The 25,240-nt window shown below is 69.7% G+C and carries 24 protein-coding genes; 18 read left to right on the top strand and 6 right to left on the bottom strand.

What is annotated here, in order from left to right:
- The first annotated feature begins 7 nt into the window (after positions 1 to 7).
- The 6 genes from JOF41_RS27850 (at position 8) to JOF41_RS27825 (ending at position 11,704) form a co-directional block, all read left to right on the top strand.
- Positions 8 to 1,204 (top strand): MCE family protein, encoded by a 1,197-nt coding sequence (locus JOF41_RS27850; RefSeq protein ID WP_209623050.1) that lies wholly within the window; start codon positions 8 to 10, stop codon positions 1,202 to 1,204.
- The gene (locus JOF41_RS27845; RefSeq protein WP_209623042.1) at positions 1,201 to 2,427 is read left to right on the top strand and encodes an MCE family protein; all 1,227 of its coding nucleotides are present in this window, start codon (positions 1,201 to 1,203) and stop codon (positions 2,425 to 2,427) included. Before JOF41_RS27850 ends, JOF41_RS27845 begins: the two co-directional genes overlap by 4 nt.
- Before the next feature lie 17 nt (positions 2,428 to 2,444).
- Complete coding sequence (locus JOF41_RS27840; RefSeq protein WP_209623040.1) at positions 2,445 to 2,963, top strand: Rv1363c family protein; 519 nt, start codon at positions 2,445 to 2,447, stop codon at positions 2,961 to 2,963.
- A gap of 24 nt (positions 2,964 to 2,987) precedes the next feature.
- Positions 2,988 to 3,818, top strand: a complete 831-nt coding sequence (locus JOF41_RS27835; RefSeq protein WP_209623038.1) for a hypothetical protein — start codon at positions 2,988 to 2,990, stop codon at positions 3,816 to 3,818.
- A gap of 409 nt (positions 3,819 to 4,227) precedes the next feature.
- On the top strand, positions 4,228 to 7,710 hold the full coding sequence (rpoB, locus tag JOF41_RS27830; protein ID WP_189224130.1) for a DNA-directed RNA polymerase subunit beta: 3,483 nt from the start codon (positions 4,228 to 4,230) through the stop codon (positions 7,708 to 7,710).
- Between the two features lie 97 nt (positions 7,711 to 7,807).
- Positions 7,808 to 11,704: a DNA-directed RNA polymerase subunit beta' gene (locus tag JOF41_RS27825; protein ID WP_189224131.1), complete on the top strand. Its 3,897-nt coding sequence runs from the start codon at positions 7,808 to 7,810 to the stop codon at positions 11,702 to 11,704.
- A gap of 113 nt (positions 11,705 to 11,817) precedes the next feature.
- On the opposite strand, the gene JOF41_RS27820 is transcribed toward JOF41_RS27825, so the two are convergent.
- From JOF41_RS27820 to JOF41_RS37950, 6 genes are read right to left on the bottom strand one after another with little or no spacing between them, the layout of a single operon-like run.
- A complete protein-coding gene (locus JOF41_RS27820) occupies positions 11,818 to 12,093 on the bottom strand; it encodes a TFIIB-type zinc ribbon-containing protein (protein ID WP_189224132.1) in 276 nt (91 codons plus the stop codon).
- A 39-nt stretch (positions 12,094 to 12,132) separates the two neighbouring features.
- The gene (locus JOF41_RS27815) at positions 12,133 to 13,005 is read right to left on the bottom strand and encodes a phosphotransferase (RefSeq protein ID WP_307867548.1); all 873 of its coding nucleotides are present in this window, start codon (positions 13,003 to 13,005) and stop codon (positions 12,133 to 12,135) included.
- 30 nt (positions 13,006 to 13,035) lie between these two features.
- Complete coding sequence (locus JOF41_RS27810; protein ID WP_209623035.1) at positions 13,036 to 13,608, bottom strand: LppU/SCO3897 family protein; 573 nt, start codon at positions 13,606 to 13,608, stop codon at positions 13,036 to 13,038.
- Between the two features lie 12 nt (positions 13,609 to 13,620).
- Entirely contained in the window at positions 13,621 to 14,703 is a 1,083-nt protein-coding gene (locus tag JOF41_RS27805; RefSeq protein ID WP_189224134.1) for a WXG100 family type VII secretion target, read from the bottom strand.
- 1 nt (position 14,704) lies between these two features.
- Entirely contained in the window at positions 14,705 to 15,055 is a 351-nt protein-coding gene (locus tag JOF41_RS27800) for a hypothetical protein (RefSeq protein WP_189224135.1), read from the bottom strand.
- 33 nt (positions 15,056 to 15,088) lie between these two features.
- Entirely contained in the window at positions 15,089 to 15,655 is a 567-nt protein-coding gene (locus JOF41_RS37950) for a YbaB/EbfC family nucleoid-associated protein (protein ID WP_189224136.1), read from the bottom strand.
- A 463-nt stretch (positions 15,656 to 16,118) separates the two neighbouring features.
- Here JOF41_RS37950 and rpsL point away from each other — a divergent pair, with 463 nt between their 5' ends.
- From rpsL to rpsC, 12 genes are all read left to right on the top strand, one after another.
- Positions 16,119 to 16,493, top strand: coding sequence for a 30S ribosomal protein S12 (gene rpsL, locus JOF41_RS27790; RefSeq protein ID WP_030473471.1), 375 nt, complete (start codon positions 16,119 to 16,121; stop codon positions 16,491 to 16,493).
- On the top strand, positions 16,493 to 16,963 hold the full coding sequence (gene rpsG / locus JOF41_RS27785) for a 30S ribosomal protein S7 (protein WP_189224137.1): 471 nt from the start codon (positions 16,493 to 16,495) through the stop codon (positions 16,961 to 16,963). The genes rpsL and rpsG overlap by 1 nt, the downstream gene beginning before the upstream one ends.
- A gap of 87 nt (positions 16,964 to 17,050) precedes the next feature.
- On the top strand, positions 17,051 to 19,153 hold the full coding sequence (gene fusA, locus JOF41_RS27780; RefSeq protein ID WP_189224138.1) for an elongation factor G: 2,103 nt from the start codon (positions 17,051 to 17,053) through the stop codon (positions 19,151 to 19,153).
- 138 nt (positions 19,154 to 19,291) lie between these two features.
- Positions 19,292 to 20,485, top strand: coding sequence for an elongation factor Tu (gene tuf, locus JOF41_RS27775; protein ID WP_189224139.1), 1,194 nt, complete (start codon positions 19,292 to 19,294; stop codon positions 20,483 to 20,485).
- Between the two features lie 322 nt (positions 20,486 to 20,807).
- Positions 20,808 to 21,113 (top strand): 30S ribosomal protein S10, encoded by a 306-nt coding sequence (gene rpsJ, locus JOF41_RS27770; RefSeq protein ID WP_003938093.1) that lies wholly within the window; start codon positions 20,808 to 20,810, stop codon positions 21,111 to 21,113.
- A 52-nt stretch (positions 21,114 to 21,165) separates the two neighbouring features.
- A complete protein-coding gene (rplC, locus tag JOF41_RS27765) occupies positions 21,166 to 21,816 on the top strand; it encodes a 50S ribosomal protein L3 (RefSeq protein WP_189224140.1) in 651 nt (216 codons plus the stop codon).
- Positions 21,817 to 21,818: 2 nt separating this feature from the next.
- A complete protein-coding gene (rplD, locus tag JOF41_RS27760) occupies positions 21,819 to 22,511 on the top strand; it encodes a 50S ribosomal protein L4 (protein WP_189224141.1) in 693 nt (230 codons plus the stop codon).
- Complete coding sequence (rplW, locus tag JOF41_RS27755) at positions 22,508 to 22,807, top strand: 50S ribosomal protein L23 (protein ID WP_189224142.1); 300 nt, start codon at positions 22,508 to 22,510, stop codon at positions 22,805 to 22,807. Before rplD ends, rplW begins: the two co-directional genes overlap by 4 nt.
- Positions 22,808 to 22,829: 22 nt before the next feature.
- Positions 22,830 to 23,663, top strand: a complete 834-nt coding sequence (gene rplB, locus JOF41_RS27750) for a 50S ribosomal protein L2 (RefSeq protein WP_189224143.1) — start codon at positions 22,830 to 22,832, stop codon at positions 23,661 to 23,663.
- An 18-nt stretch (positions 23,664 to 23,681) separates the two neighbouring features.
- Positions 23,682 to 23,963, top strand: coding sequence for a 30S ribosomal protein S19 (gene rpsS, locus JOF41_RS27745; RefSeq protein ID WP_015105260.1), 282 nt, complete (start codon positions 23,682 to 23,684; stop codon positions 23,961 to 23,963).
- A 35-nt stretch (positions 23,964 to 23,998) separates the two neighbouring features.
- On the top strand, positions 23,999 to 24,397 hold the full coding sequence (rplV, locus tag JOF41_RS27740) for a 50S ribosomal protein L22 (protein WP_037330377.1): 399 nt from the start codon (positions 23,999 to 24,001) through the stop codon (positions 24,395 to 24,397).
- Positions 24,397 to 25,239, top strand: a complete 843-nt coding sequence (gene rpsC / locus JOF41_RS27735; protein ID WP_189224144.1) for a 30S ribosomal protein S3 — start codon at positions 24,397 to 24,399, stop codon at positions 25,237 to 25,239. Before rplV ends, rpsC begins: the two co-directional genes overlap by 1 nt.
- Position 25,240 lies beyond the last annotated feature (1 nt).

The raw sequence follows: 25,240 nt of genomic DNA, 5'->3' as shown, positions 1-25,240 counted from the left end.
GCCAGTGATGAGGCCGGTGACGGGCTTGGCCGTCGTGGGGGCGCTGCTGGCGGGCTGCGGGTCCGGCGGGTTCAACGGCGTGCACACCCTGCCGCTGCCCGGCGGCGCGGACCTCGGCGACCACCCCTACCGGGTGACGGTGCGGTTCGCGGACGTGCTGGACCTGGTGCCGCAGGCCGGGGTGAAGGTCGACGACGTGCCGGTGGGCCGGGTGGAGCGCATCGCGCTGGCCCCGGACGGCTGGACCGCGGAGGTGGTCGTCGCGGTCAACGGCGGGGTGTCGCTGCCCGCCAACGCGGTGGCCCGGCTGCGCCAGTCCGCCCTGCTCGGCGAGAAGTACGTGGAGCTGGACGGTCCCGCCGAGGGCCGCGCCGAGGGCGCGCTGGCCGACGGCGCGGTCATCCCGGTGGAGCGGACCAACCGCAACCCCGAGGTCGAAGAGGTGTTCGGCGCGCTGTCGATGCTGCTCAACGGCGGTGGCGTGGCCCAGCTCCAGGACATCAGCCGGGAGCTCAGCGCCGCGCTGGAGGGCAACGAGGCGCAGGTCAAGTCCCTGCTGGGCAGGTTGAACGCGCTGGTCGCCGACCTGGACTCGCACAAGGCCGAGATCACCAGGGCGTTGGACGGGCTCAACCGGCTCGGCGGCGTGCTGGCCGCCCAGCGCGACCAGGTGGGCGTGGTGCTCGACGACCTGGAGCCGGGGCTGCGGGTGCTCAGCGAGCAGCGCACCCAGCTGGTGACGCTGCTGCAGTCGCTGGACGCGCTGTCCGACGTGGCGGTGGACACCGTCAACCGCAGCCGCGACGACCTGGTGGCCGACCTCCAGGCGCTGGTCCCGACGCTGCGCGCGCTCGCGGAGGCGGGCGCCAACCTGCCCAACGCGCTGGAGCTGCTGCTGACCTACCCGTTCCCGGACTCGGCGGTGGCCGGCGTCAAGGGCGACTACACCAACCTCTACGCCGACATCGACCTGAACCTGGGCACGATCGTGGAGAACCTGGGCCGGTCCCGGCAGAGCCCGCTGCCGGGCGCGGCGCTGCCCGGCATGGGCCAGACCGCACCGAGCCTGCCGCTGCCGCTGCCCAATCAACCGCTGCCCGCCCAACCGCTGCCCGTGCCGTCCCCGTCCGCCCCGCTGCCCGGCGGCGCCACCGGCGGCGGGTTGGGCGGCCTGCTGGGTTCACTGCTGGGAGGTGGCCGGTGATCCCCCGCGCGACGAAGGTCCGGATCGGCGCGTTCGTGCTGATCGCCCTGCTGGGCGTCAGCTACGTGGGCGCGGAGTACGCCGGGCTGGGCCGGGTGTTCGGCTCGACCGGGTACGTGGTGACGATGCGGCTGGCCGAGTCCGGCGGGATCTTCACCAACGCCGAGGTCACCTACCGCGGTGTCACCGTGGGCCGGGTGGGGCAGCTGCGGCTGACCGCCGACGGCGTGGAGGTGGACCTGGCCGTCGACCCCGACGCGCCGCCCATCCCGGCTGACCTGGAGGCGGTGGTGGCCAACCGGTCCGCGGTCGGCGAGCAGTACGTGGACCTGCGCCCGCGCCGCGAGGACGGCCCGCACCTGGGCGAGGGCTCGGTCATCCCGCGCACCGCGACCAAGGTGCCGCCGCCGGTGGACGGCCTGCTGACCAACCTGGACGAGTTCGCCCGGTCGGTGCCCGAGGACTCGCTGCGGACCGTGGTGGACGAGCTGCACCTGGCCTTCGACGGCGCCGGGCCGGACCTGCGAGCGCTGCTGGACGGCACCCGCTCGGTCACCGACGCCGCCACCCGGCACCTGCCGCAGACCAGGGCGCTGATCGACAACGGCCTGGTGGTGCTCACCACGCAGGCGGAGCAGGGCGGCGCGATCCGCTCGTTCAGCGGCGACCTCAGGGCGCTGGCCGAGCAGCTCAAGAGCTCCGACGGGGACCTGCGCAGGCTGATCGGGGTGTCCCCGCAGGCGGCCGAGCAGGTCTCGGCGCTGCTCGCGGAGAGCGGCCCCGGCTTGGGCGTGCTGTTCGCCAACCTGCTGACCACGGCGAACATCCTGGTGACGCGGCGGGACGGCCTGGAGCAGATCGCGGTGACCTACCCGCTGGTGGTGGGCGGCGGGTTCACCGTCGCACCGGGTGACGGGCGGGCCCACTTCGGGCTGGCGCTGAACGTGTTCGACCCGCCGCCGTGCACCGTCGGTTACGAGGGCACCACGATCAGGCAGGGCACCGACACCTCGGCGGCGCCGCTGAACACCGGGGCTTACTGTGCGTTGGCCAGGGGCAGTGCCACCAGCGTGCGCGGCGCGCAGAACGCGCCCTTCGGCGGCGTGCCGAGCACGCCGACCGGGAACGCGACGGTCCAGCCGGGCCAGGAGCGCTCCGGCGGCCAGGCCGCCGGGGTGCCGGTGCTGACCAGCCTGGGACAGCTGCTCGGCCTGCCGGGCTGAGCGGGGCGGAGGAGAAGATGGGCACGGGTGTGCGGCGCTGGGCGCTGCCGGTGGCCGCGGTGCTGGCGGTGCTGGCCGCCGGGTACGCGGTGTGGGCGGGTGTGTCCTGGTGGGGCGCCTCGAACAGCGACTCGGTGGCCTACGCGCGCGAGCGCGACGAGGTGCTGCGGGTCGGCCAGGTCGGCATCGCCAACTTCACCACGCTGGACTACCGCGAGGTGGACCGGGACCTCGACCGCTGGCTGGACACCTCGACCGGCGCGCTGCGCTCGGAGATCGAGTCGGACCGGGCCGTCCGCGCCAAGCAGCTGGCGGACGCCAGGACGGTCACCGAGAGCCGGGTGCTCGACGCGGCCGTCACCGAGCTGGACGACCGCGCGGGCCGGGCACGGGTGATCGCCGTGGTGGAGACCTCGGTGATGCCCGAAGGCGGGCAGTCGGTGAAGAAGGTCGACCGCTATCAGACCGAGCTAACCCGCACCGACGCCGGTTGGAAGCTCAGCGCGCTGGGGCCGGTCCGAGCCGGCGGCGCGTGATCCACGACAGGATTGGACAAGCCCGTGCCCCCCATCCGCCGCCGCCCGGTCCCCACCCCGCCGACCACCCGTCCTCGGGTCGCGGGCCTGCGCAAGCGCACCGCCCCGCAGCACGTGGTCGAGCCCGAGCCCGCCGTTGAGCTTCCCGCCGAGGTCCCCGCCGAGCCGACCGCCGTCGAACCCGCGAATGACGCGCAAGCGTTTGCGGACCCCGCCGGGCCCGCTGAGCCCACTGAGCCCGTGGAGCCCGTCGAGCCGGAGGAGGAGCCCGCTCCCCGCGTCGCCGAGGACGAGCGGGCGGACGGGGAGTCCTCCGCGAGGCGGTCCGGCTGGGCGCTGCCGGTCGCCCTGGTCGTGCTGGCCGCGCTGCTGGTGGGCCTGGGCGCGTGGTTCCAGACCCGCGCGGGCCAGGTCTCCTACAACCGGGCGCTGGTCGACAGCGCGGCCACCACCGAGGTGGCGGGCGTGGCCCGCGAGGCCGTGGAGAAGTCCTTCTCCTACAACTTCGCCGACGTCGCGGCCACCGAGAAGGCCGCGGCCGAGCTGCTCACCGGCAAGGCCCAGTGCCAGTACAGCGCGATCTTCGAGCCGGTCCGCGCGCTGGCCCCGGAGCAGAAGCTGGTGGTCACCGTGAAGGTGGTCAGCAGCGGCGTCACCTCGCTGGAGGGCGACCGGGCCACCGCGCTGCTGTTCGTGGACCAGGTCACCACCCGGACCACGGACAACCAGAGCGGCGGCGGCATGGCGATGATGCGGGTCGGGGCCCGGCGGGTGGACGACCGGTGGAAGATCGACAACATGGAGATGTTCGGCCAGGGCGGGGACCGGTCGGCCGAGCTGGCGGAGTGCCGCTAGCAAGCCTTGTGAACGTGATGTCGGTCACACTTTCTGGTAAGTCACTTAACGGAACCGCGGAGGTCGTCCTTCGGCGCCTGGACACCCGCCTGCGGTTCACCGCTGCTTGCACCGGTGTATTTCTCCTGGTCAAGGCCGTTACATCGAGTAAACGGGGCTTGCGCCACAGGGGTGATCGCCGTGTGGCATCTTGACTGGGAGCGTCGTCCGGGTCACTCTGTCGGTGAGCACGAGAAAGGTCCTTCCAGGTGCCTCTCGACAGTTGCTGCGCGCGTGGCTAGACTGCCCCTTTGCGCTGCCCTCTTTCCGTTTGCCCTTCGCCGAGAGCTGGATTGCCGGGCATCGCCGCACCCTTGACAGCCGTGCTAGTCCGCTGCTAGCCAGCTACCTGTCCCTGGAAGGACGCATCTTGGCGATCTCTCGCGCGACCAAGGCCACTGCTGCGACCAACTCCACGTCGGGGATTCCCGGAGCGCCGAAGCGAGTCTCTTTCGCGAAGATCCACGAGCCGCTTCAGACGCCCAACCTGCTCGACCTGCAGATCCAGTCCTTCGAATGGCTCACCGGCGACGAGGCGTGGTTCCAGCGCCGCGTCGACGAAGGTGACGAGGCGCCGACGGGCGGCCTCGAAGAGGTGCTCAACGAGATCTCGCCGATCGAGGACTTCTCCGGCTCGATGTCCCTGTCCTTCTCCGACCCGCGCTTCGACGAGGTCAAGGCCTCGACCGAGGAGTGCAAGGACAAGGACATGACGTACGCGGCCCCGCTGTTCGTCACGGCGGAGTTCACCAACCACACCACCGGCGAGATCAAGAGCCAGACGGTGTTCATGGGTGACTTCCCGATGATGACGGACAAGGGCACGTTCATCATCAACGGCACCGAGCGCGTCGTGGTGTCCCAGCTCGTCCGCTCGCCCGGTGTCTACTTCGACACGGCGATCGACAAGACGACCGACAAGGACGTCTTCAGCGTCAAGATCATCCCCTCCCGGGGTGCCTGGCTGGAGTTCGACGTCGACAAGCGCGACACCGTCGGTGTGCGCATCGACCGCAAGCGCCGCCAGCCGGTGACCGTGCTGCTCAAGGCCCTGGGCTGGAGCGCCGAGCGGATCCGCGAGCGGTTCTCGTTCAGCGAGACGCTGCTGACCACGCTGGAGAAGGACCACACCGCGGGCACCGACGAGGCGTTGCTGGACATCTACCGCAAGCTGCGTCCGGGCGAGCCGCCGACGAAGGAGTCCGCGCAGGCCCTGCTGGAGAACCTGTTCTTCAAGGACAAGCGCTACGACCTGGCCAAGGTGGGCCGCTACAAGGTCAACAAGAAGCTGGGCCTGGACATCCCGATCACCACGGGCGTGCTGACCGAGGACGACATCGTCACGACGATCGAGTACCTGGTCCGCCTGCACGCGGGCGAGACGACCATGAAGCCGGGCGAGACCGAGGTGCCGGTCGAGGTCGACGACATCGACCACTTCGGCAACCGCCGCCTGCGCACCGTGGGCGAGCTGATCCAGAACCAGATCCGGGTCGGCCTGTCCCGCATGGAGCGCGTCGTGCGCGAGCGCATGACGACCCAGGACGTCGAGGCGATCACGCCGCAGACCCTGATCAACATCCGCCCGGTGGTGGCGGCGATCAAGGAGTTCTTCGGCACCTCCCAGCTGTCCCAGTTCATGGACCAGATCAACCCGCTCGCGGGGCTGACCCACAAGCGCCGCCTGTCGGCGCTGGGTCCGGGCGGTCTGTCCCGTGAGCGGGCGGGCATGGAGGTCCGCGACGTCCACCCGTCGCACTACGGCCGCATGTGCCCGATCGAGACGCCGGAAGGCCCGAACATCGGCCTGATCGGCTCGCTGTCCTCCTTCGCGCGGGTCAACCCGTTCGGCTTCATCGAGACGCCGTACCGCAAGGTCGTCGACGGCCGGGTCACCGACCAGATCGACTACCTGACCGCCGACGAGGAGGACCGGTACGTCAAGGCGCAGGCCAACGCCAAGATCGACGAGGACGGCAACTTCACCGAGGACCGCGTCCTGGTCCGCAAGAAGGGCGGCGAGGTCGAGTTCATCGACCCGCGCGACGTCGACTACATGGACGTCTCGCCGCGCCAGATGGTGTCCGCGGCGACCGCGCTCATCCCGTTCCTGGAGCACGACGACGCCAACCGCGCCCTGATGGGCGCGAACATGCAGCGCCAGGCGGTGCCGCTGCTGCGCAGCGAGTCGCCGCTGGTGGGCACCGGCATGGAGCTGCGCGTCGCGGTCGACGCGGGCGACGTCGTGGTGGCCAAGAAGGCGGGTGTGGTCGAGGAGATCTCCGCCGACTACATCACCGTCATGGCCGACGACGCCTCGCGGCAGACCTACGCGCTGCACAAGTTCCGCCGGTCCAACCAGGGCAGCTGCATCAACCAGAAGCCCATCGTCAACGAGGGTGACCGGGTCGAGGTCGGCCAGGTCATCGCCGACGGGCCGTGCACCGAGAACGGCGAGATGGCGCTGGGCAAGAACCTGCTCGTCGCGATCATGCCGTGGGAGGGCCACAACTACGAGGACGCGATCATCCTCTCCCAGCGGATCGTCCAGGACGACGTCCTGACCTCGATCCACATCGAGGAGCACGAGATCGACGCCCGCGACACCAAGCTGGGCGCCGAGGAGATCACCAGGGACATCCCGAACGTCTCCGAGGAGGTGCTGGCCGACCTCGACGAGCGCGGCATCATCCGCATCGGCGCCGAGGTCCAGCCGGGCGACATCCTGGTCGGCAAGGTCACCCCCAAGGGCGAGACCGAGCTGACCCCGGAGGAGCGCCTGCTGCGCGCGATCTTCGGCGAGAAGGCCCGCGAGGTGCGCGACACGTCGCTGAAGGTGCCGCACGGCGAGTACGGCAAGGTCATCGGCATCCGCGTGTTCAGCCGCGAGGACGACGACGAGCTGCCCCCCGGCGTGAACGAGCTGGTCCGCGTCTACGTCGCCCAGAAGCGCAAGATCCAGGACGGCGACAAGCTGGCCGGCCGGCACGGCAACAAGGGCGTCATCGGCAAGATCCTGCCGGTCGAGGACATGCCGTTCCTGGAGGACGGCACCCCGGTCGACATCGTGCTGAACACGCACGGCGTGCCGCGTCGTATGAACATCGGCCAGGTGCTGGAGACCCACCTCGGGTGGATCGCCAAGCAGGGCTGGAGCATCAACGGCGACCCGGACTGGGCGAAGAACCTGCCCGCCGACCTGTACGAGGTGGAGCCGGGCACGAAGACCGCCACGCCGGTGTTCGACGGCGCGCGCGAGGACGAGCTGATGGGCCTGCTCGGCTCGACGCTGCCCAACCGCGACGGCGAGCGCATGGTGAAGGAGGACGGCAAGGCGGTGCTCCTGGACGGGCGCAGCGGCGAGCCGTTCCCGTTCCCGGTGTCGGTCGGCTACATGTACATCCTCAAGCTCGGCCACCTGGTGGACGACAAGATCCACGCGCGGTCGACCGGCCCGTACTCGATGATCACGCAGCAGCCGCTGGGCGGTAAGGCGCAGTTCGGCGGTCAGCGCTTCGGTGAGATGGAGTGCTGGGCGATGCAGGCCTACGGCGCCGCCTACACCCTGCAGGAGCTGCTGACCATCAAGTCCGACGACGTGCTGGGTCGCGTGAAGGTCTACGAGGCCATCGTCAAGGGCGAGAACATCCCGGAGCCGGGTATCCCGGAGTCCTTCAAGGTGCTGCTCAAGGAGCTGCAGTCGCTGTGCCTCAACGTCGAGGTGCTGTCCTCGGACGGCGCCGCGATCGAGATGCGCGACGGCGACGACGAAGACCTGGAGCGCGCGGCCGCGAACCTCGGCATCAACCTGTCGAGGACCGAGTCGCCGTCCGTGGACGACGTCGTCAACTGACCCTCGCCGGTCACCGGGGGGCGCCTCCCGCGCCCCCCGGTGACCCCGCCACCAGCTCCTCCCAAGCACCGATTCGAAAAAGGGGAAGAGAGTAGACGTGCTCGACGTCAACTTCTTCGATGAGCTCCGCATCGGTCTCGCGACCGCGGACGACATCCGCCAGTGGTCCTACGGCGAGGTCAAGAAGCCCGAGACCATCAACTACCGCACGCTCAAGCCGGAGAAGGACGGCTTGTTCTGCGAGAAGATCTTCGGTCCCACCAGGGACTGGGAGTGCTACTGCGGCAAGTACAAGCGCGTCCGCTTCAAGGGCATCATCTGCGAGCGCTGTGGCGTCGAGGTGACCCGCGCCAAGGTGCGCCGCGAGCGGATGGGCCACATCGAACTGGCCGCGCCCGTCACGCACATCTGGTACTTCAAGGGCGTCCCCAGCCGGTTGGGCTACCTGCTCGACCTGGCCCCCAAGGACCTCGAGAAGATCATCTACTTCGCCGCCTACGTCATCGTGGGCGTCAACACCGAGCTGCGCCACAACGACCTGCCCACGCTGGAGAGCGAGATGCAGGTCGAGCGCAAGCGCGTGGAGAACCGCCGCGACGCCGACGTGGAGGCGCGCGCGCAGAAGCTGGAAGCCGACCTGGCCGAGCTGGAGGCGGAGGGCGCCAAGTCCGACGTCCGGCGCAAGGTCAAGGAGGGCGGCGAGCGCGAGATGCGCCAGATCCGCGACCGGGCCCAGCGCGAGCTGGACCGCCTGGACGAGATCTGGAGCACCTTCACCAAGCTGGAGAAGGCCCAGCTGATCGCCGACGAGCTGCTCTACCGCGAGCTCTACGACCGCTACGGCGACTACTTCACCGGCGCCATGGGCGCCGAGGCCATCCAGAAGCTGCTGGGTGACTACGACGTGGACGCCGAGGCCGACGTGCTGCGGGAGACCATCCGCAGCGGCAAGGGTCAGAAGAAGCTGCGCGCCCTCAAGCGGCTCAAGGTCGTGGCCGCCTTCCAGGCGACCCGCAACAACCCGCAGGGCATGGTCCTGGACTGCGTCCCGGTCATCCCGCCGGACCTGCGCCCGATGGTGCAGCTCGACGGTGGCCGCTTCGCCACCTCGGACCTCAACGACCTGTACCGCCGGGTCATCAACCGCAACAACCGCCTCAAGAGGCTGATCGACCTCGGCGCGCCCGAGATCATCGTCAACAACGAGAAGCGGATGCTGCAGGAGGCCGTCGACGCGCTGTTCGACAACGGCCGCCGCGGCCGTCCGGTCACCGGTCCGGGCAACCGGCCGCTGAAGTCGCTGTCCGACCTGCTCAAGGGCAAGCAGGGCCGGTTCCGCCAGAACCTGCTCGGCAAGCGCGTGGACTACTCTGGCCGCTCGGTCATCGTGGTCGGCCCGCAGCTGAAGCTGCACCAGTGCGGCCTGCCCAAGCAGATGGCGCTGGAGCTGTTCAAGCCGTTCGTGATGAAGCGGCTGGTGGACCTCAACCACGCGCAGAACATCAAGTCCGCCAAGCGCATGGTCGAGCGCGCCCGCCCGGCCGTGTGGGACGTGCTGGAAGAGGTCATCACCGAGCACCCGGTGCTGCTCAACCGCGCGCCCACGCTGCACCGGCTGGGCATCCAGGCGTTCGAGCCGCAGCTGGTCGAGGGCAAGGCCATCCAGCTGCACCCGCTGGTCTGCGAGGCGTTCAACGCCGACTTCGACGGTGACCAGATGGCGGTGCACCTGCCGCTGTCGGCCGAGGCGCAGGCCGAGGCGCGCGTGCTGATGCTGTCGTCGAACAACATCCTCTCGCCCGCGTCGGGCAAGCCGCTGGCCATGCCCCGCCTGGACATGGTGACCGGCCTGTACCACCTGACCCGGCACAAGGAGGGCGACCTCGGCGAGGGCCTGGCGTTCTCCTCGCCCGCCGAGGCGCAGATGGCCTTCGACCGCAAGGTCCTCGGCCTGCAGGCGATGGCCAAGATCCGCATCTCGGACAAGAACCCGCCGAAGGGGCAGGAGCCGGAGGGCTGGGAGCCCGGTCAGCCGTGGCTGGCCGAGACCACCCTGGGCCGGGTGCTGTTCAACGAGATCCTGCCGCAGGACTACCCCTTCATCAACGAGGTCATGCCCAAGAAGCGGCAGGCCACGATCATCAACGACCTCGCCGAGCGGTACCCGATGGTCACCGTCGCCCGGACGCTGGACAAGCTGAAGGACGCCGGTTTCCACTGGGCCACCCGCTCCGGCGTGACCGTGGCGATCTCCGACGTGCTGATGCCCGCCGCCAAGCAGAGCATCCTCGACGAGTACGAGAAGCTCGCCGACGCGGTGGAGAAGCGCTACCAGCGCGGTCAGCTCTCCTACACCGAGCGCAACAACGAGCTGGTCAAGGTGTGGACCAAGGCGACCGAGGAGGTCGCCGAGGCGATGGAGGCCAACTTCCCCGAGGACAACTCGATCCGCATGATCGTGAAGTCCGGGGCGGCGGGCAACATGACCCAGGTCCGCTCGCTGGCCGGTATGCGCGGTCTGGTGACCAACCCGAAGGGCGAGTACATCCCGCGGCCGATCAAGAACTCGTTCCGCGAGGGCCTGTCGGTGCTGGAGTACTTCATCGCCACGCACGGCGCCCGCAAGGGTCTGGCCGACACCGCGCTGCGCACCGCCGACTCGGGTTACCTGACCCGTCGTCTGGTGGACGTCTCCCAGGACGTCATCATCCGCGAGGTCGACTGCGGCACCAGCCGCGGTGTGAACATGACCGTGGGCGAGCGCCAGGGCGACAAGGTGGTGCTGGCCGAGTTCGCGCAGACCAGCGTGTACGCCAGGACGCTGGCCGAGGACATCACCGACGCGAACGGCAACCTCGTGCTCAACCGCGGTGACGACCTGGGCGACCCGGCGCTGGCCACGCTGGTCGAGGCGGGCGTGACCCGCGTCAAGGTCCGCTCGGTGCTGACCTGCGAGTCGGCGGTCGGCGTGTGCGCGTCCTGCTACGGCCGCTCGATGGCGACCGGCAAGCTGGTCGACGTCGGCGAGGCCGTGGGCATCGTCGCCGCCCAGTCGATCGGTGAGCCCGGCACGCAGCTGACCATGCGCACCTTCCACCAGGGTGGTGTCGCCGGTGACGACATCACCACGGGTCTGCCCCGCGTGCAGGAGCTGTTCGAGGCTCGGGTGCCCAAGGGCAAGGCGCCCATCGCGGACGTCGACGGCCGGGTGCGGATCGAGGACAACGACCGCTTCTGGAAGATCACCCTCATCCCGGACGACGGGTCCGAGGAGATCGTCTTCGACAAGCTGTCCAAGCGCCAGCGCCTGGCCAACACCCCCACGGGCCCGCTGCAGGACGGCGACCACGTGGCCGTCGGCCAGCAGCTGCTGGAGGGCACGCCCGACCCGCACGAGGTGCTGCGCATCATGGGTCCGCGCGAGGCCCAGCTGCACCTGGTGCAGGAGGTCCAGAAGGTCTACCGGGCCCAGGGCGTGGCGATCCACGACAAGCACATCGAGGTCATCGTGCGGCAGATGCTGCGCCGCGTGACGATCATCGACTCGGGCGCGACGGAGTTCCTGCCCGGCTCGCTCGTGGAGCGCGCGGAGTTCGAGTCCGGCAACCGCCAGGTCGTGGCCGAGGGCGGCGAGCCCGCCGCCGGTCGCCCGGTCCTGATGGGCATCACGAAGGCGTCGCTGGCGACGGACTCGTGGCTGTCCGCGGCCTCCTTCCAGGAGACGACGCGCGTGCTGACCGACGCCGCCATCAACGGCCGGTCGGACAAGCTCATCGGCCTGAAGGAGAACGTGATCATCGGCAAGCTGATCCCGGCGGGCACCGGCATCAACCGGTACCGGAACATCCAGGTCCAGCCGACCGAGGAAGCGCGCGCCGCGGCCTACGCCATCCCGAGCTACGACGACGGCTACTACACGCCGGACGTCTTCGGCACGGGCACCGGCGCGGCCGTGCCGCTGGACGACTACGACTTCGGCCGCGACTACCGCTGACCGGAGCCAGTCACGGGAAAGGCCCCCGGAGCACCTGCTCCGGGGGCCTTTCCCCTACTCCGAACACCCCACCCGGCGCGGTCGGGCGTCCCCGACGCCGCCTGCGCGGCGATTCAGGACGAGAAGAACAGGCCACCGAGGCCGCGGTGCTTGCGGTGGCCGTAGTGGCCGCCGTAGTGCGGCTGCGCGCCCCAGCCGGGCTGGGCGTAGCCGGGGGCCGGAGCGGCGGGCGGCGGGGGCGGCGGAACGGCCATCTGGGTCTCCAGCCGGGTGATGGCCTCCAGCTCGCCGTAGTCCAGGAAGACCCCTCGGCAGCCGTCGCACTGTTCGATGTGCACGCCCATGCGGTCGTAGGTGCGCATGTTCGCATGACACTTGGGACACTGCATCGTGTTGAGCCTCCTGCTCTCGGTGCGGTATGCGCGATATTAGCCACGTTGGCCGATGCCGGTGGCGGAGATGATCCGTCCGCAGGCGTCGATCAGGGCTTCCTGCTCGTCGGTCAACGCCGTGCCGTCGCGGTCCGCGGCGGCGAGGGCACGTGCTGCCATCTGCACCACCAACGCGCGGGCCGGGACGTCCAGTTCCGCCCACGGGTCGTGCGGTGACACGCCGGTCCCGCCCGCGGCGAGGTAGGCGTCCAGCAGCCGCCCCCACAGCTCCGGGTCCAGCACGCCCGCCGCGTGCAGGGCGGCGGGGCGGGCCAGGTCCCACGCCGGGTCGCCGGTGCCGAGGTCGTCCACGTCGATCAGCCGCCACCCGCCGTCCCGGCGCACGAGCTGGCCCAGGTGCCAGTCGCCGTGGATGAGGGTGGTCGCCGCGGTGTCCAGCGGGGGCAGCGTGGCGAAGGCGCGCAGCACCCGCCGGGCCGCCGCGGAGCCGCGCGGCAGTTCCCGCACCGCGCGCTCCAGCCGGGGCCGCGCGCCCGAGGGGGGCAGCGGTCCGGCGAAGTCCGCGGCGGTGAAGCGGTGCAGCGCGGCCAGCATCGCGCCCGCTTCTTCCAGCGGCACCGCGTCGGGGTCGCGCGGCGGCACCGGTTGCCCCAGCGGCCACGCGGTCACCACCCGCCCGGCGACCACGGCCGGGGCCGCGCGGGGGGCGAGCAGCAGCCCGCCCAGCCGCGGGTCCCCGGCCAGCCGCAGCCGGGCGGACAGCGCGCCGAGGTCGGTGCCCGCCTCGTGCGCCTTGAGCACCACGTCGCCCACCCGCACCACCACGACGTCCCCGCGCACCGCGAGGACGACGGGCTCGGCGTCGGCCGCGACCAGCGCGGCCATGCCCGCGACGAGATCGGAGTTCACCCGATCAGTGTGACCGGGCCCGGACCGCGCTCAGGTGGCGGTCAGGCACACGGTCGTGGCGGGCTCCGAGTAGACGCGCGGCGTGGCCGGGGCCGCGCACGCCGTGGCGTCCGCCTTGCCGCGCACCACCTTGGTGACCTTCTCCACCGACGGCCCGCAGGCCACCTTCGAGTACAGCTTGGCGGCGCGGTAGGTGTCGAGCTTGAGGCACTCGCCCTCGTTGACGTTGAGCATGAAGCACTTGCGCAGCTTCCGGGTGGACTTGCGGCCCGACCGGCCGGTGTCGGCGAAGTAGTCGCCGTCCGGGCAGCGCGGGTTCGCCGAGGTCTCGCTGTAGCCGACCTTGTAGGCCGCCTTCGGCGCGGCGCAGTCCACCTTCACCAGGTCGTAGTCGTCGCGCGACTTGCTCCTGGGCTCCGCGCAGTCGCCCACGCCCGGCGAGGTGCGGGAGATGAAGAAGAACATCGCGCCGATGGCCACCACGACGACCGACGCCACCACGATCCCCAGCTTGGTGGCCCGGCGGCGCTTGTCCGGCGGTGTGCGCATGTGCGCCTGCCACTCCGGCGGTATGGGGTGGCTGCTGCTGGTCACTCCGGTCACGGGTGTCCCCCCTCAGATGGACAGCTTGCGGTCGACGTCCGCGGCGTTGGGCGGTTCGTCGGCAAGCATGTCGTAGACGTCCTTGCCGCCCGCCTTGGCGTTGTCCACCAGCGTGGTCCCCGCGTTGGTCAGCGCGTCCCGGCCGAACTGCTGCGCGGAGCCCTTCCAGCCGCCGGGCCCGAGCACGTTCCCGGCGGCGTCGCGCCCGCGGAAGACGTCCATGGCGTCCTTGCCCGCGAACTTCTCCGCGGTGGTGCGCCACCACTTGGGGCCCGCCAGCCTGCCGCTGAGCACCTTCAGCGCCTTGCTGATCTTCTGCAGGATGGCGGTGACCTTCTGCACGATCCGCGTGACGCGGGAGGTGGCCACCGCGATCTCGGCGGTGGTGGCCGCCGCGGCGGCGACCTCGGAGGCGCCCAGCGTGGGCACGGCCGCCGCCTGCGCGGCCAGCCAGGTGATGATCAGCCACTCGACCAGGCTGGCGATCAGGTCCATGACCAGGTCGTAGGCGGTCTTCATGAGCGCTTTGCTGCCGTTGAGGATGTCCACCACGCCGGCGGCCTCGCCGCTGGTGCCCATGATCCCCTCGGCGAACTCGGCCAGCCGCTCGCGACTGGCCCCCGACGCCGCGCCCTGCCAGGACTCCAGGCCGGTCTCCACGGTGGTGGCGAACTTCTTCGCCAGCCCCTCCAGGTCCTTGCTGACCTTGTCGAACTTCTCCGCGGCGATGCCCAGCTGCTCCTCGTCGCCGGTGACCAGCTTGAGCGCGTCGTCCAGCGGCTTGATCAGGTCGACCAGGAAGCCGAGCCCGAAGGTGAGCAGGGTGTGCAGCGGGTCGACGACCAGACCCGCGATGGGCAGCTCGGCGACGAAGCCCTGGATCTCGCCGACCGCCGCGTGCACCTCGGCGGGGTTGCCGCTGGTCAGGTCGCCGAGGGCGGACCAGGCCTTCTGCCCGCTCTCGTAGAGCCCGCTCTCCTGCAGGGTGCCGACGAACCCCTCGCCCTTGAGGAAGCCGTCGCCGCCGTCCTCGCTGGTCCAGTAGTTGTCGTCGCGAACTTCCTGCTCGGTGCTGACCGTCTTCTCCTCGGTCACCTCACGCCCCCGATCCGACCGAGGGCGGCTTGGCCGCGCCGCCGAGCTGCCTGCCGATGTCCTCCAGCGCGTCCGCGACGGCCTGGTTCACGTCGCGGTAGTGCTCACCGGACAGCGACAGCTGGTCGCCCAGGTCGGTCATCCGCTCGACCATCTTGTCCATGTGGTCCATGAAGGTGTTGGTCAGCTCGACGTAGTCGCCGTAGGTCAGCGCCTGGCCCAGCAGGCCCCAGGAGATCTCCGGCACCACGGCCGCGCTCGCCTCCTGCTTGATCTTCTCCGCGTCGGCGGCCAGTGCGGTCACGTCCCTGCCGCACTTGGTCACCGCCGCCGCGTCCACTCCGAATGCCATCGGTGCTCCTCCTCAGTGGGATTCCGGCGGGTCTCAGCGCAGGATCGGGCCGAAGCCCTCGTCGGGGTCCTCCTCGTGCGGCGGCGCCGGTCGGCGCGGCGGCGCGGGTGGCTGGACCCGAGGGGGGAAGTGCGGCGCCTGCGGCGGTGGCGGCGGCGCGACCGGTGGGCGGGCGCCCGCCTGCTGGAGGAACGTCGCGCCCGGCGCGGGCGGGGGAGGGGGCGGCGGGGCCTGCTCGGCGGGGTTGACGCCGAAGACCTCCTCCTGCACCTTGTTCACCCGCGCGGCGATGTCGATCTGGTCGCCCGCGAACTGCTGCACCAGCTCCGCCGAGCGGCGTGCCGAGTCGGCGACGGCGGTCCGGATGGTGCTCATGATCGTGCGGGACAGCGCGGGCGGTGGCATGCGCTGCGCCTCCGGGCCGAGCTGGAGGTCCAGGACCGCGCCGCCCGGACCAGCCACCACGGTGACCGCCCGATCGGGTGAGATAGCGGTCACGCGCAGTTGTGCCATCTGCTCTTTCATCTGCTGGTAACCCGCGAGCCGCTGCTCGGCCTTGCGGCCTGCCTCGGCGATCTCGCGGACGCGCTGGTCGGACACCTGGCCCCCGTGGTAGGTCGTGCGATTGCCCGCTCTGTCTACTGCATTCGGCCGCTCGTGGGAGTAGTTTTGATCGCGGACGGCGCTGTGAGTTGGACTGGTCCGGGTGCGTGACGGACCGCGCGGAAAGCGCAGGCAGCGGGCCCGACTCGGGCCAAGCCCGGCGGTGGTGACCCCGTTTTGACCAGTGAGAGCGGCGGGGGGTATCTTTGGTACTCGTGCCCGACCCATGTCGGGCCGCTCCGCGTGCCTACGCGCCAGTGGTGCTGGAGAGCCGGCCGCGGTGACCTCCACTCGTAGGGGCATCCTGGGATGTCGCCTGCGGACCCGGGGACACAGTGCTCGGCCGCCTCGGCTTTCGGCGAGGGGCGCGACACGCCCGACCTCGGGTGCAGAGAGGGACCAAGTAAACAGTGCTCGGCCGCCCCGCGGGCGAGACGTGAACGGAAGAAGCAGCCGGCGTATGCCAACGATCCAGCAGCTGGTCCGAAAGGGCCGCCAGGACAAGGTCGCCAAGCAGAAGACCGCGGCGCTCAAGGGCAGCCCGCAGCGGCGCGGTGTGTGCACCCGCGTCTACACCACGACGCCCAAGAAGCCGAACTCGGCGCTGCGCAAGGTCGCCCGCGTGAAGCTGACCAGCGGCATCGAGGTCACGGCTTACATCCCGGGTGAGGGTCACAACCTGCAGGAGCACTCGATGGTGCTCGTGCGCGGTGGCCGTGTGAAGGACCTCCCCGGCGTCCGTTACAAGATCATCCGCGGCTCGCTCGACACGCAGGGCGTGAAGAACCGCAAGCAGGCTCGCAGCCGCTACGGCGCGAAGAAGGAGAAGAGCTGATGCCCCGCAAGGGACCGGCCCCGAAGCGGCCGCTGATCTCCGACCCGGTCTACAGCTCTCCGCTGGTGACCCAGCTCATCAACAAGGTGCTGGTCGACGGCAAGCGCTCCGTGGCCGAGCGGATCGTGTACGGCGCCCTGGAGGGTGCCCGCGAGAAGACCGGCACCGACCCGGTGGTGACGCTCAAGCGCGCCCTGGACAACGTCAAGCCCGCGCTGGAGGTCAAGAGCCGCCGCGTCGGTGGCGCGACCTACCAGGTGCCCGTCGAGGTGAAGCCGGGTCGCTCGACCACGCTCGCCCTGCGCTGGCTGATCACCTTCTCCCGGCAGCGCCGTGAGAAGACCATGGTCGAGCGCCTGATGAACGAGCTGCTCGACGCGAGCAACGGCCTGGGCGCGAGCGTCAAGCGCCGCGAGGACACGCACAAGATGGCCGAGTCGAACAAGGCCTTCGCCCACTACCGCTGGTGATCCGACGCCCGGCCGGGGAACACCCGGCCGGGCTCTCCCAGCCCTAGTGAGCCTGCTACCAGCTAGCTCAAGACAGGGGAAACACCCGTGGCACAGGACGTGCTCACCGACCTGGCCAAGGTCCGCAACATCGGGATCATGGCCCACATCGACGCGGGCAAGACCACGACGACCGAGCGGATCCTCTTCTACACGGGGATCAACTACAAGATCGGCGAGGTCCACGACGGCGCCGCGACGATGGACTGGATGGAGCAGGAGCAGGAGCGCGGCATCACCATCACGTCCGCCGCGACGACCTGCTACTGGAAGAACCACCAGATCAACCTCATCGACACGCCCGGCCACGTCGACTTCACCGTCGAGGTGGAGCGCAACCTCCGCGTGCTCGACGGTGCCGTGGCGGTGTTCGACGGCAAGGAAGGCGTCGAGCCCCAGTCCGAGCAGGTCTGGCGGCAGGCGAGCAAGTACGACGTGCCGCGCATCTGCTTCGTCAACAAGATGGACAAGCTCGGTGCGGACTTCTACTTCACCGTGCGCACCATCTCCGAGCGCCTCGGCGCCAAGCCGCTGCCGATCCAGCTGCCGATCGGCGCCGAGAGCGACTTCATCGGCGTCGTCGACCTGGTCGAGATGCGGGCGCTGACCTGGCGCGGCGAGGTCCAGAAGGGCGAGGACTACGCGGTCGAGGAGATCCCGGCCGACCTGGTCGACCGGGCCAACGAGTACCGCGAGCAGCTCATCGAGGCCGTCGCGGAGACCGACGACGCCCTGATGGAGGCCTACCTCGGTGGCGAGGAGCTGACCGTCGAGCAGATCAAGGCGGGCATCCGCAAGATCGTCAACGACGGCACTGCCTACCCGGTGCTGTGCGGCTCGGCGTTCAAGAACAAGGGCGTGCAGCCCATGCTCGACGCGGTGATCGACTACCTGCCGTCGCCGCTGGACCTGCCGCCGGTCGAGGGCACGCTGCAGGACGGGGAGACCCCGGCCACCCGCCGCGCCGCCAGCGACGAGCCGTTCTCGGCCCTGGCGTTCAAGATCGCCGCGCACCCCTTCTTCGGCAAGCTGACCTACATCCGGGTGTACTCGGGTCGGGTCGCCTCCGGCACCCAGGTCATCAACTCGACCAAGGACCGCAAGGAGCGCATCGGGAAGATCTTCCAGATGCACGCCAACAAGGAGAACCCGGTCGACGAGGCCATCGCGGGCCACATCTACGCCGTGATCGGCCTGAAGGACACCACCACCGGTGAGACGCTGAGCGACCCGCAGTCGCCCATCGTGCTGGAGTCGATGACCTTCCCCGAGCCGGTCATCCAGGTGGCGATCGAGCCCAAGACGAAGGCCGACCAGGAGAAGCTGGGCACCGCGATCCAGAAGCTCGCCGAGGAGGACCCGACCTTCCGGGTCAACCTGGACGAGGAGACCGGGCAGACCATCATCGCGGGCATGGGCGAGCTGCACCTGGACATCCTGGTGGACCGGATGCGCCGCGAGTTCAAGGTCGAGGCGAACATCGGCAAGCCGCAGGTGGCCTACCGGGAGACCATCCGCCGCAAGGTGGAGAAGTACTCCTACACCCACAAGAAGCAGACCGGTGGTTCGGGCCAGTTCGCGAAGGTCCTGATCGACATCGAGCCGCTGGAGAAGAACGCCGAGGGCGCGCTCTACGAGTTCGTCAACGCGGTCACCGGTGGTCGCATCCCGCGGGAGTACATCCCGTCGGTCGACGCCGGTGCCCAGGACGCGATGCAGTACGGCGTGCTGGCGGGCTACCCGCTGGTCGGCATCAAGGTGACGCTGGTCGACGGCGCCTACCACGAGGTCGACTCCTCCGAGATGGCGTTCAAGATCGCCGGTTCGATGGCGCTCAAGGAAGCCGCTCGCAAGGCCGACCCGGCACTGCTCGAGCCGATGATGGCGGTCGAGGTGACCACGCCCGAGGAGTACATGGGCGACGTCATCGGCGACCTGAACTCCCGCCGTGGCCAGATCCAGGCCATGGAGGAGCGCAGCGGCACCCGCGTCGTCAAGGCGCTGGTCCCGCTGTCGGAGATGTTCGGGTACGTCGGCGACCTGCGGTCCAAGACCCAGGGTCGCGCGAACTACTCGATGACGTTCGACTCCTACGCCGAGGTTCCCACGAACGTCGCGAAGGAGATCATCGCGAAGGCGACGGGCGAGTAACCCCAACCGGAGCACCGCAGCACCACGCGGGCTCTCCGGGGTCTCTCGTCCCTGGGGTCCGCAAAACCCTGACGTGACGCCCGGCGGGTGGCCGACCACCCGCCGGGCACAGCACCAGAAGTCCAGGAGGACAATCCAGTGGCGAAGGCGAAGTTCGAGCGGACGAAGCCGCACGTCAACATCGGCACCATCGGTCACATCGACCACGGCAAGACGACGCTGACCGCGGCGATCTCCAAGGTCCTGCACGACAAGTACCCGGACCTGAACCCCTTCACGCCGTTCGACCAGATCGACAAGGCGCCGGAGGAGAAGCAGCGCGGCATCACCATCTCGATCGCGCACATCGAGTACCAGACCGACAAGCGCCACTACGCGCACGTCGACTGCCCCGGTCACGCCGACTACATCAAGAACATGATCACCGGTGCGGCGCAGATGGACGGCGCCATCCTGGTGGTCGCGGCGACCGACGGCCCGATGCCGCAGACCAAGGAGCACGTCCTCCTGGCCCGCCAGGTCGGTGTGCCCTACATCGTGGTGGCCCTGAACAAGGCCGACATGGTGGACGACGAGGAGATCCTGGAGCTCGTCGAGCTCGAGGTCCGCGAGCTGCTCTCCGAGTACGAGTTCCCCGGTGACGACCTGCCCGTCGTCCGCGTCTCCGCGCTGAAGGCGCTGGAGGGCGACGCCGAGTGGGGCGAGAAGCTCATCGGCCTGATGGACGCCGTGGACGAGAACATCCCGGAGCCGGAGCGCGAGGTCGACCGGCCGTTCCTGATGCCGGTCGAGGACGTCTTCACCATCACCGGCCGCGGCACCGTGGTCACCGGCCGCATCGAGCGCGGCATCATCAAGGTCAACGAGGAAGTCGAGATCGTCGGCATCAAGGACCAGTCGCGCAAGACGACTGTCACCTCGATCGAGATGTTCAAGAAGTTCCTCGACGAGGGCCAGGCGGGCGACAACGCCGCCCTGCTGCTGCGCGGCATCAAGCGCGAGGAGGTGGAGCGCGGCATGGTGATCGTGAAGCCGGGCACCACCACCCCGCACACCGAGTTCGAGGCGCAGGTCTACATCCTGTCCAAGGACGAGGGCGGCCGCCACACGCCGTTCTTCAACAACTACCGCCCGCAGTTCTACTTCCGCACCACCGACGTGACCGGCGTGGTGACCCTCCCCGAGGGCACCGAGATGGTCATGCCGGGCGACACCACCTCCATGTCCGTGAAGCTGATCCAGCCGATCGCGATGGACGAGGGCCTGCGGTTCGCCATCCGCGAGGGTGGCCGCACCGTCGGCGCGGGCTCGGTCACCAAGATCATCAAGTGATCTAGCTCTACAACTCCACCCCGGATTTGGCGCACGCGCTGGCGTGTGCGACCATTGACGGGTTGCTCGTCGGGGCGGCCGGTTCGAGTTCGGAACTCGGCCGCCCCGCCACGAGCGGGGTTTGGCAAGACAATCCCACAAGCTGCATCAGTGGGACTGGTCTGTGCGGGCGGCGCGACACGCCCGACCGCGTGGACCGGGCACCGTGACACCGCTCGGTGTCAGTCCTGAATAGGGGGCGGAGCGCGCCGGGGGTACCCAGTTGCCCCGCCAGAGGCACCGCACCGCGGCGGTACTACAAGCAGAGGAACGGCAAGCCATCATGGCGGGACAGAAGATCCGCATCCGGCTCAAGGCCTACGACCACGAGGCGATCGACGCGTCCGCGCGCAAGATCGTCGAGACCGTGACGCGCACCGGCGCTCGGGTCGTCGGGCCTGTGCCGCTGCCCACTGAGAAGAACGTTTACTGCGTCATCCGCTCGCCGCACAAGTACAAGGACTCGCGCGAGCACTTCGAGATGCGCACGCACAAGCGTCTGATCGACATCCTCGACCCGACGCCGAAGACGGTGGACGCGCTCATGCGCATCGACCTGCCGGCGAGCGTCGACGTCAACATCCAGTAAGCGTTGGACGCGGCAGTGTTGATCCCATTTGGGGCGGAGAGCAAAGAGACCCATGTCTGACAGGCAGGTAAAGGGCCTCCTGGGCACCAAGCTCGGCATGACTCAGGTCTTCGACGAGAACAACCGGATCGTCCCGGTGACCGTCGTCAAGGCCGAGCCGAACGTGGTCACCCAGGTTCGGACCCAGGAGAACGACGGCTACTCGGCCGTGCAGCTGGCCTTCGGCGCGATCGACCCGCGCAAGGTCAACAAGCCCGTTGCGGGCCACTTCGCCAAGGCGGGCGTCACGCCCCGCCGTCACCTGGCGGAGCTGCGCACCACGGACGCCGCCGAGTACCAGGTCGGCCAGGAAGTCACCGCTGAGGTGTTCGAGGCCGGCGCGGTTGTCGACGTGGTCGGCACCAGCAAGGGCAAGGGCACCGCGGGTGTCATGAAGCGCCACGGCTTCGGCGGCCTCGGGGCCAGCCACGGCACGCAGCGCAAGCACCGCTCGCCCGGCTCCATCGGCGGGTGCGCCACGCCCGGCCGCGTGTTCAAGGGCCTGCGCATGGCGGGTCGCATGGGCCACGTGCGCGTGACCACCCAGAACCTCAAGGTGCACAAGGTCGACGCCGAGTCGGGCCTGCTGCTCATCAAGGGCGCGGTTCCCGGTCCCAAGGGCGGCCTCGTGTTCGTCAAGACCGCTGCGAAGGGTGGTGCCTGATCATGACCTCCGTTGAGGTCCGCACCCCGGACGGCAAGACCGACGGCACCGTCGAGCTGCCCGCCGCCGTCTTCGACGCCCAGGCCAACGTCGCGCTGCTGCACCAGGTCGTCGTGGCCCAGCAGGCCGCGGCCCGCCAGGGCACGCACAAGGCGAAGACCCGCGGCGAGGTCTCCGGCGGCGGCAAGAAGCCCTACCGCCAGAAGGGCACCGGCCGCGCCCGCCAGGGCTCGACCCGCGCCCCGCAGTTCGCGGGCGGCGGCACCGTGCACGGTCCCGTGCCGCGCGACTACAGCCAGCGCACCCCCAAGAAGATGAAGGCCGCCGCCCTGCGCGGTGCCCTCTCCGACCGGGCGCGCGCGGGCCAGGTGCACGTGGTGAGCGGCTTCGTCGAGGGCGACGCCCCGTCGACCAAGACCGCCCGCAAGGTGCTGGAGTCGGTCACGCAGGCCCGCCGCGTGCTGGCCGTGCTGCTGCGCACCGACGAGGTCTCGTGGGTCAGCCTGCGCAACCTGCCGCACGTGCACATCATCGCCCCCGACCAGCTGAACACCTACGACGTGCTGGTCAACGACGACGTGGTGTTCACCAAGGACGCACTGGACGTGTTCCTGGCGAGCAAGGCCCAGCAGGGCAAGGGCTCCGCCGAGGCCACCGCCACGTCGTCCGCAGTGGACGAGGAGGCCGCGAAGTGATCCCCGACCACAGGGACGTCCTGCTCGCACCGGTCATCTCCGAGAAGTCCTACGGGCTGCTCGAGGAGAACAAGTACACCTTCGTGGTGGCGCCGGGCGCGAACAAGACCCAGATCAAGATTGCCGTGGAGAAGGTCTTCGGCGTCAAGGTCGTCAGCGTCAACACGATCAACCGCCAGGGCAAGCGCAAGCGCACCCGGACGGGCTTCGGCAAGCGCAAGGACACCAAGCGCGCCATCGTGACGCTGTCCGCCGAGAGCAAGCCGATCGAGATCTTCGGCGGCCCGGCCGCCTGATGACGACGAGGACTGCGTAGAGATGGGCATTCGCAAGTACAAGCCGACGACCCCCGGTCGTCGCGGTGCGAGCGTCTCCGACTTCGCCGAGATCACTCGGTCGACGCCGGAGAAGTCGCTGATCCGCCCGCTGCACGGCCGCGGTGGCCGCAACGCGTCGGGCAAGATCACGACGCGGCACAAGGGTGGCGGTCACAAGCGGGCCTACCGCCTGATCGACTTCCGCCGCACCGACAAGGACGGCGTGCCCGCCAAGGTCGCGCACATCGAGTACGACCCCAACCGCACGGCGCGCATCGCGCTGCTGCACTACGCCGACGGCGAGAAGCGCTACATCATCGCGCCGTCGAAGCTGCAGCAGGGTGACCGGATCGAGAACGGCCCCAAGGCCGACATCAAGCCGGGCAACAACCTGCCGCTGCGCAACATCCCGGTCGGCACCGTGATCCACGCGATCGAGCTCCGCCCCGGCGGCGGCGCCAAGATCGCCCGCTCGGCCGGTGCCAGCGTCCAGCTCGTCGCCAAGGACGGCCCCTACGCCCAGCTGCGGATGCCCTCGGGCGAGATCCGCAACGTGGACGTGCGCTGCCGCGCCACGGTCGGCGAGGTCGGCAACGCCGAGCACCAGAACATCAACTGGGGCAAGGCAGGCCGCATGCGGTGGAAGGGCAAGAAGCCCACCGTCCGCGGTGTCGCCATGAACCCGGTCGACCACCCCCACGGCGGTGGTGAGGGCAAGACCTCCGGTGGTCGCCACCCGGTCAACCCGGCTGGTAAGCCCGAAGGCCGCACCCGCCGCCGCAAGGCAAGCGACAAGCTCATCGTCCGGCGTCGTCGCACCGGTAAGAAGCGCTGAGCAGGGAGGGAGTGAAGGATGCCTCGCAGCCTTAAGAAGGGCCCCTTCGTGGACGACCACCTGCTCAAGAAGGTGGACGTCCTCAACGAGTCGGGCAAGAAGACCGTCATCAAGACCTGGTCCCGCCGGTCGACGATCATCCCCGACATGCTGGGCCACACGATCGCGGTGCACGACGGCCGCAAGCACGTGCCGGTGTTCGTGACGGAGGCGATGGTCGGGCACAAGCTCGGCGAGTTCGCCCCGACCCGCACGTTCAAGGGTCACATCAAGGACGACCGGAAGTCGCGCCGCCGCTAGGCGACGAACTAGGAAAAGAGCAAGGGGAAGCAGCGATGAACGCCCGCAACGAAGCCGAAGCGCCGGAGTACCCGCGCGCCGTGGCTCGGGCTCGCTACGTCCGCGACACGCCCATGAAGGTGCGCCGCGTCGTCGAGCTCATCAGGGGTCGTAGCGCCAGCGAGGCCCTGGCCGTGCTCCAGTTCGCGCCGCAGGCGGCAAGTGAGCCGGTCCGCAAGGTGCTCGCGAGCGCCGTGGCCAACGCCGAGAACAACCTGTCCCTCGACCCGGACACCCTGTGGGTGTCCAAGGTCTACGTGGACGAGGGTCCGACCCTCAAGCGGTTCCGCCCGCGGGCCCAGGGCCGCGCGTACCGGATCCGCAAGCGGACGAGCCACATCACCGTCGAGGTGGAGTCGCGTCCGAAGAAGACCAGCGCGAAGGGGAACCGGTAGTGGGCCAGAAGATCAACCCGCACGGCTTCCGGCTGGGGATCACCACCGACTGGAAGTCCCGCTGGTACGCCGACAAGCAGTACGCCGAGTACGTGGCCGAGGATGTCAAGATCCGCAAGCTGCTCTCGCGTGGCATGGAGCGTGCCGGCATTTCCAAGGTGGAGATCGAGCGCACCCGCGACCGGGTCCGCGTCGACATCCACACCGCCCGGCCGGGCATCGTCATCGGCCGCCGCGGCGCCGAGGCCGACCGCATCCGCGGTGAGCTGGAGAAGCTCACCAAGAAGCAGGTGCAGCTGAACATCCTCGAGGTCAAGAGCCCCGAGTCGGACGCCCAGCTCGTCGCGCAGGGCGTGGCCGAGCAGCTGTCCAACCGCGTCGCCTTCCGCCGCGCGATGCGCAAGGCCATCCAGTCGGCCATGCGCTCGCCGCAGGTCAAGGGCATCCGCGTGCAGTGCGGTGGTCGTCTCGGCGGCGCCGAGATGTCCCGCTCGGAGCACTACCGCGACGGCCGCGTGCCGCTGCACACGCTGCGCGCCGACATCGACTACGGCTTCTTCGAGGCCCGCACCACGTTCGGCCGGATCGGCGTGAAGGTGTGGATCTACAAGGGTGACGTGGTCGGCGGCCTCAGCGCCAAGCGCGAGCGCGACGCCGCCCCGGCGCCCGACCGCGGCGCCCCGCGCCGCGACCGCGGCGACCGCCCGAACCGCGCCCGTCGCTCCGGTGCCAGCGGCACCACCGCGACCAGCACCGAGGCGGGTCGGGCCGCCCAGAGCGACCAGACGACCGGCGACGTTGCCACCGACAACGCCCCGGCCGTCGCGAAGACGGAGGGCTGAG

Origin of the sequence: Saccharothrix coeruleofusca (genome assembly GCF_017876325.1) — a bacterium.
Lineage (GTDB): Bacteria > Actinomycetota > Actinomycetes > Mycobacteriales > Pseudonocardiaceae > Actinosynnema > Actinosynnema coeruleofuscum.
The sequence above is the reverse complement of the archived record's forward strand: the minus strand, read 5'-3'. Positions and strand labels throughout refer to the sequence as shown.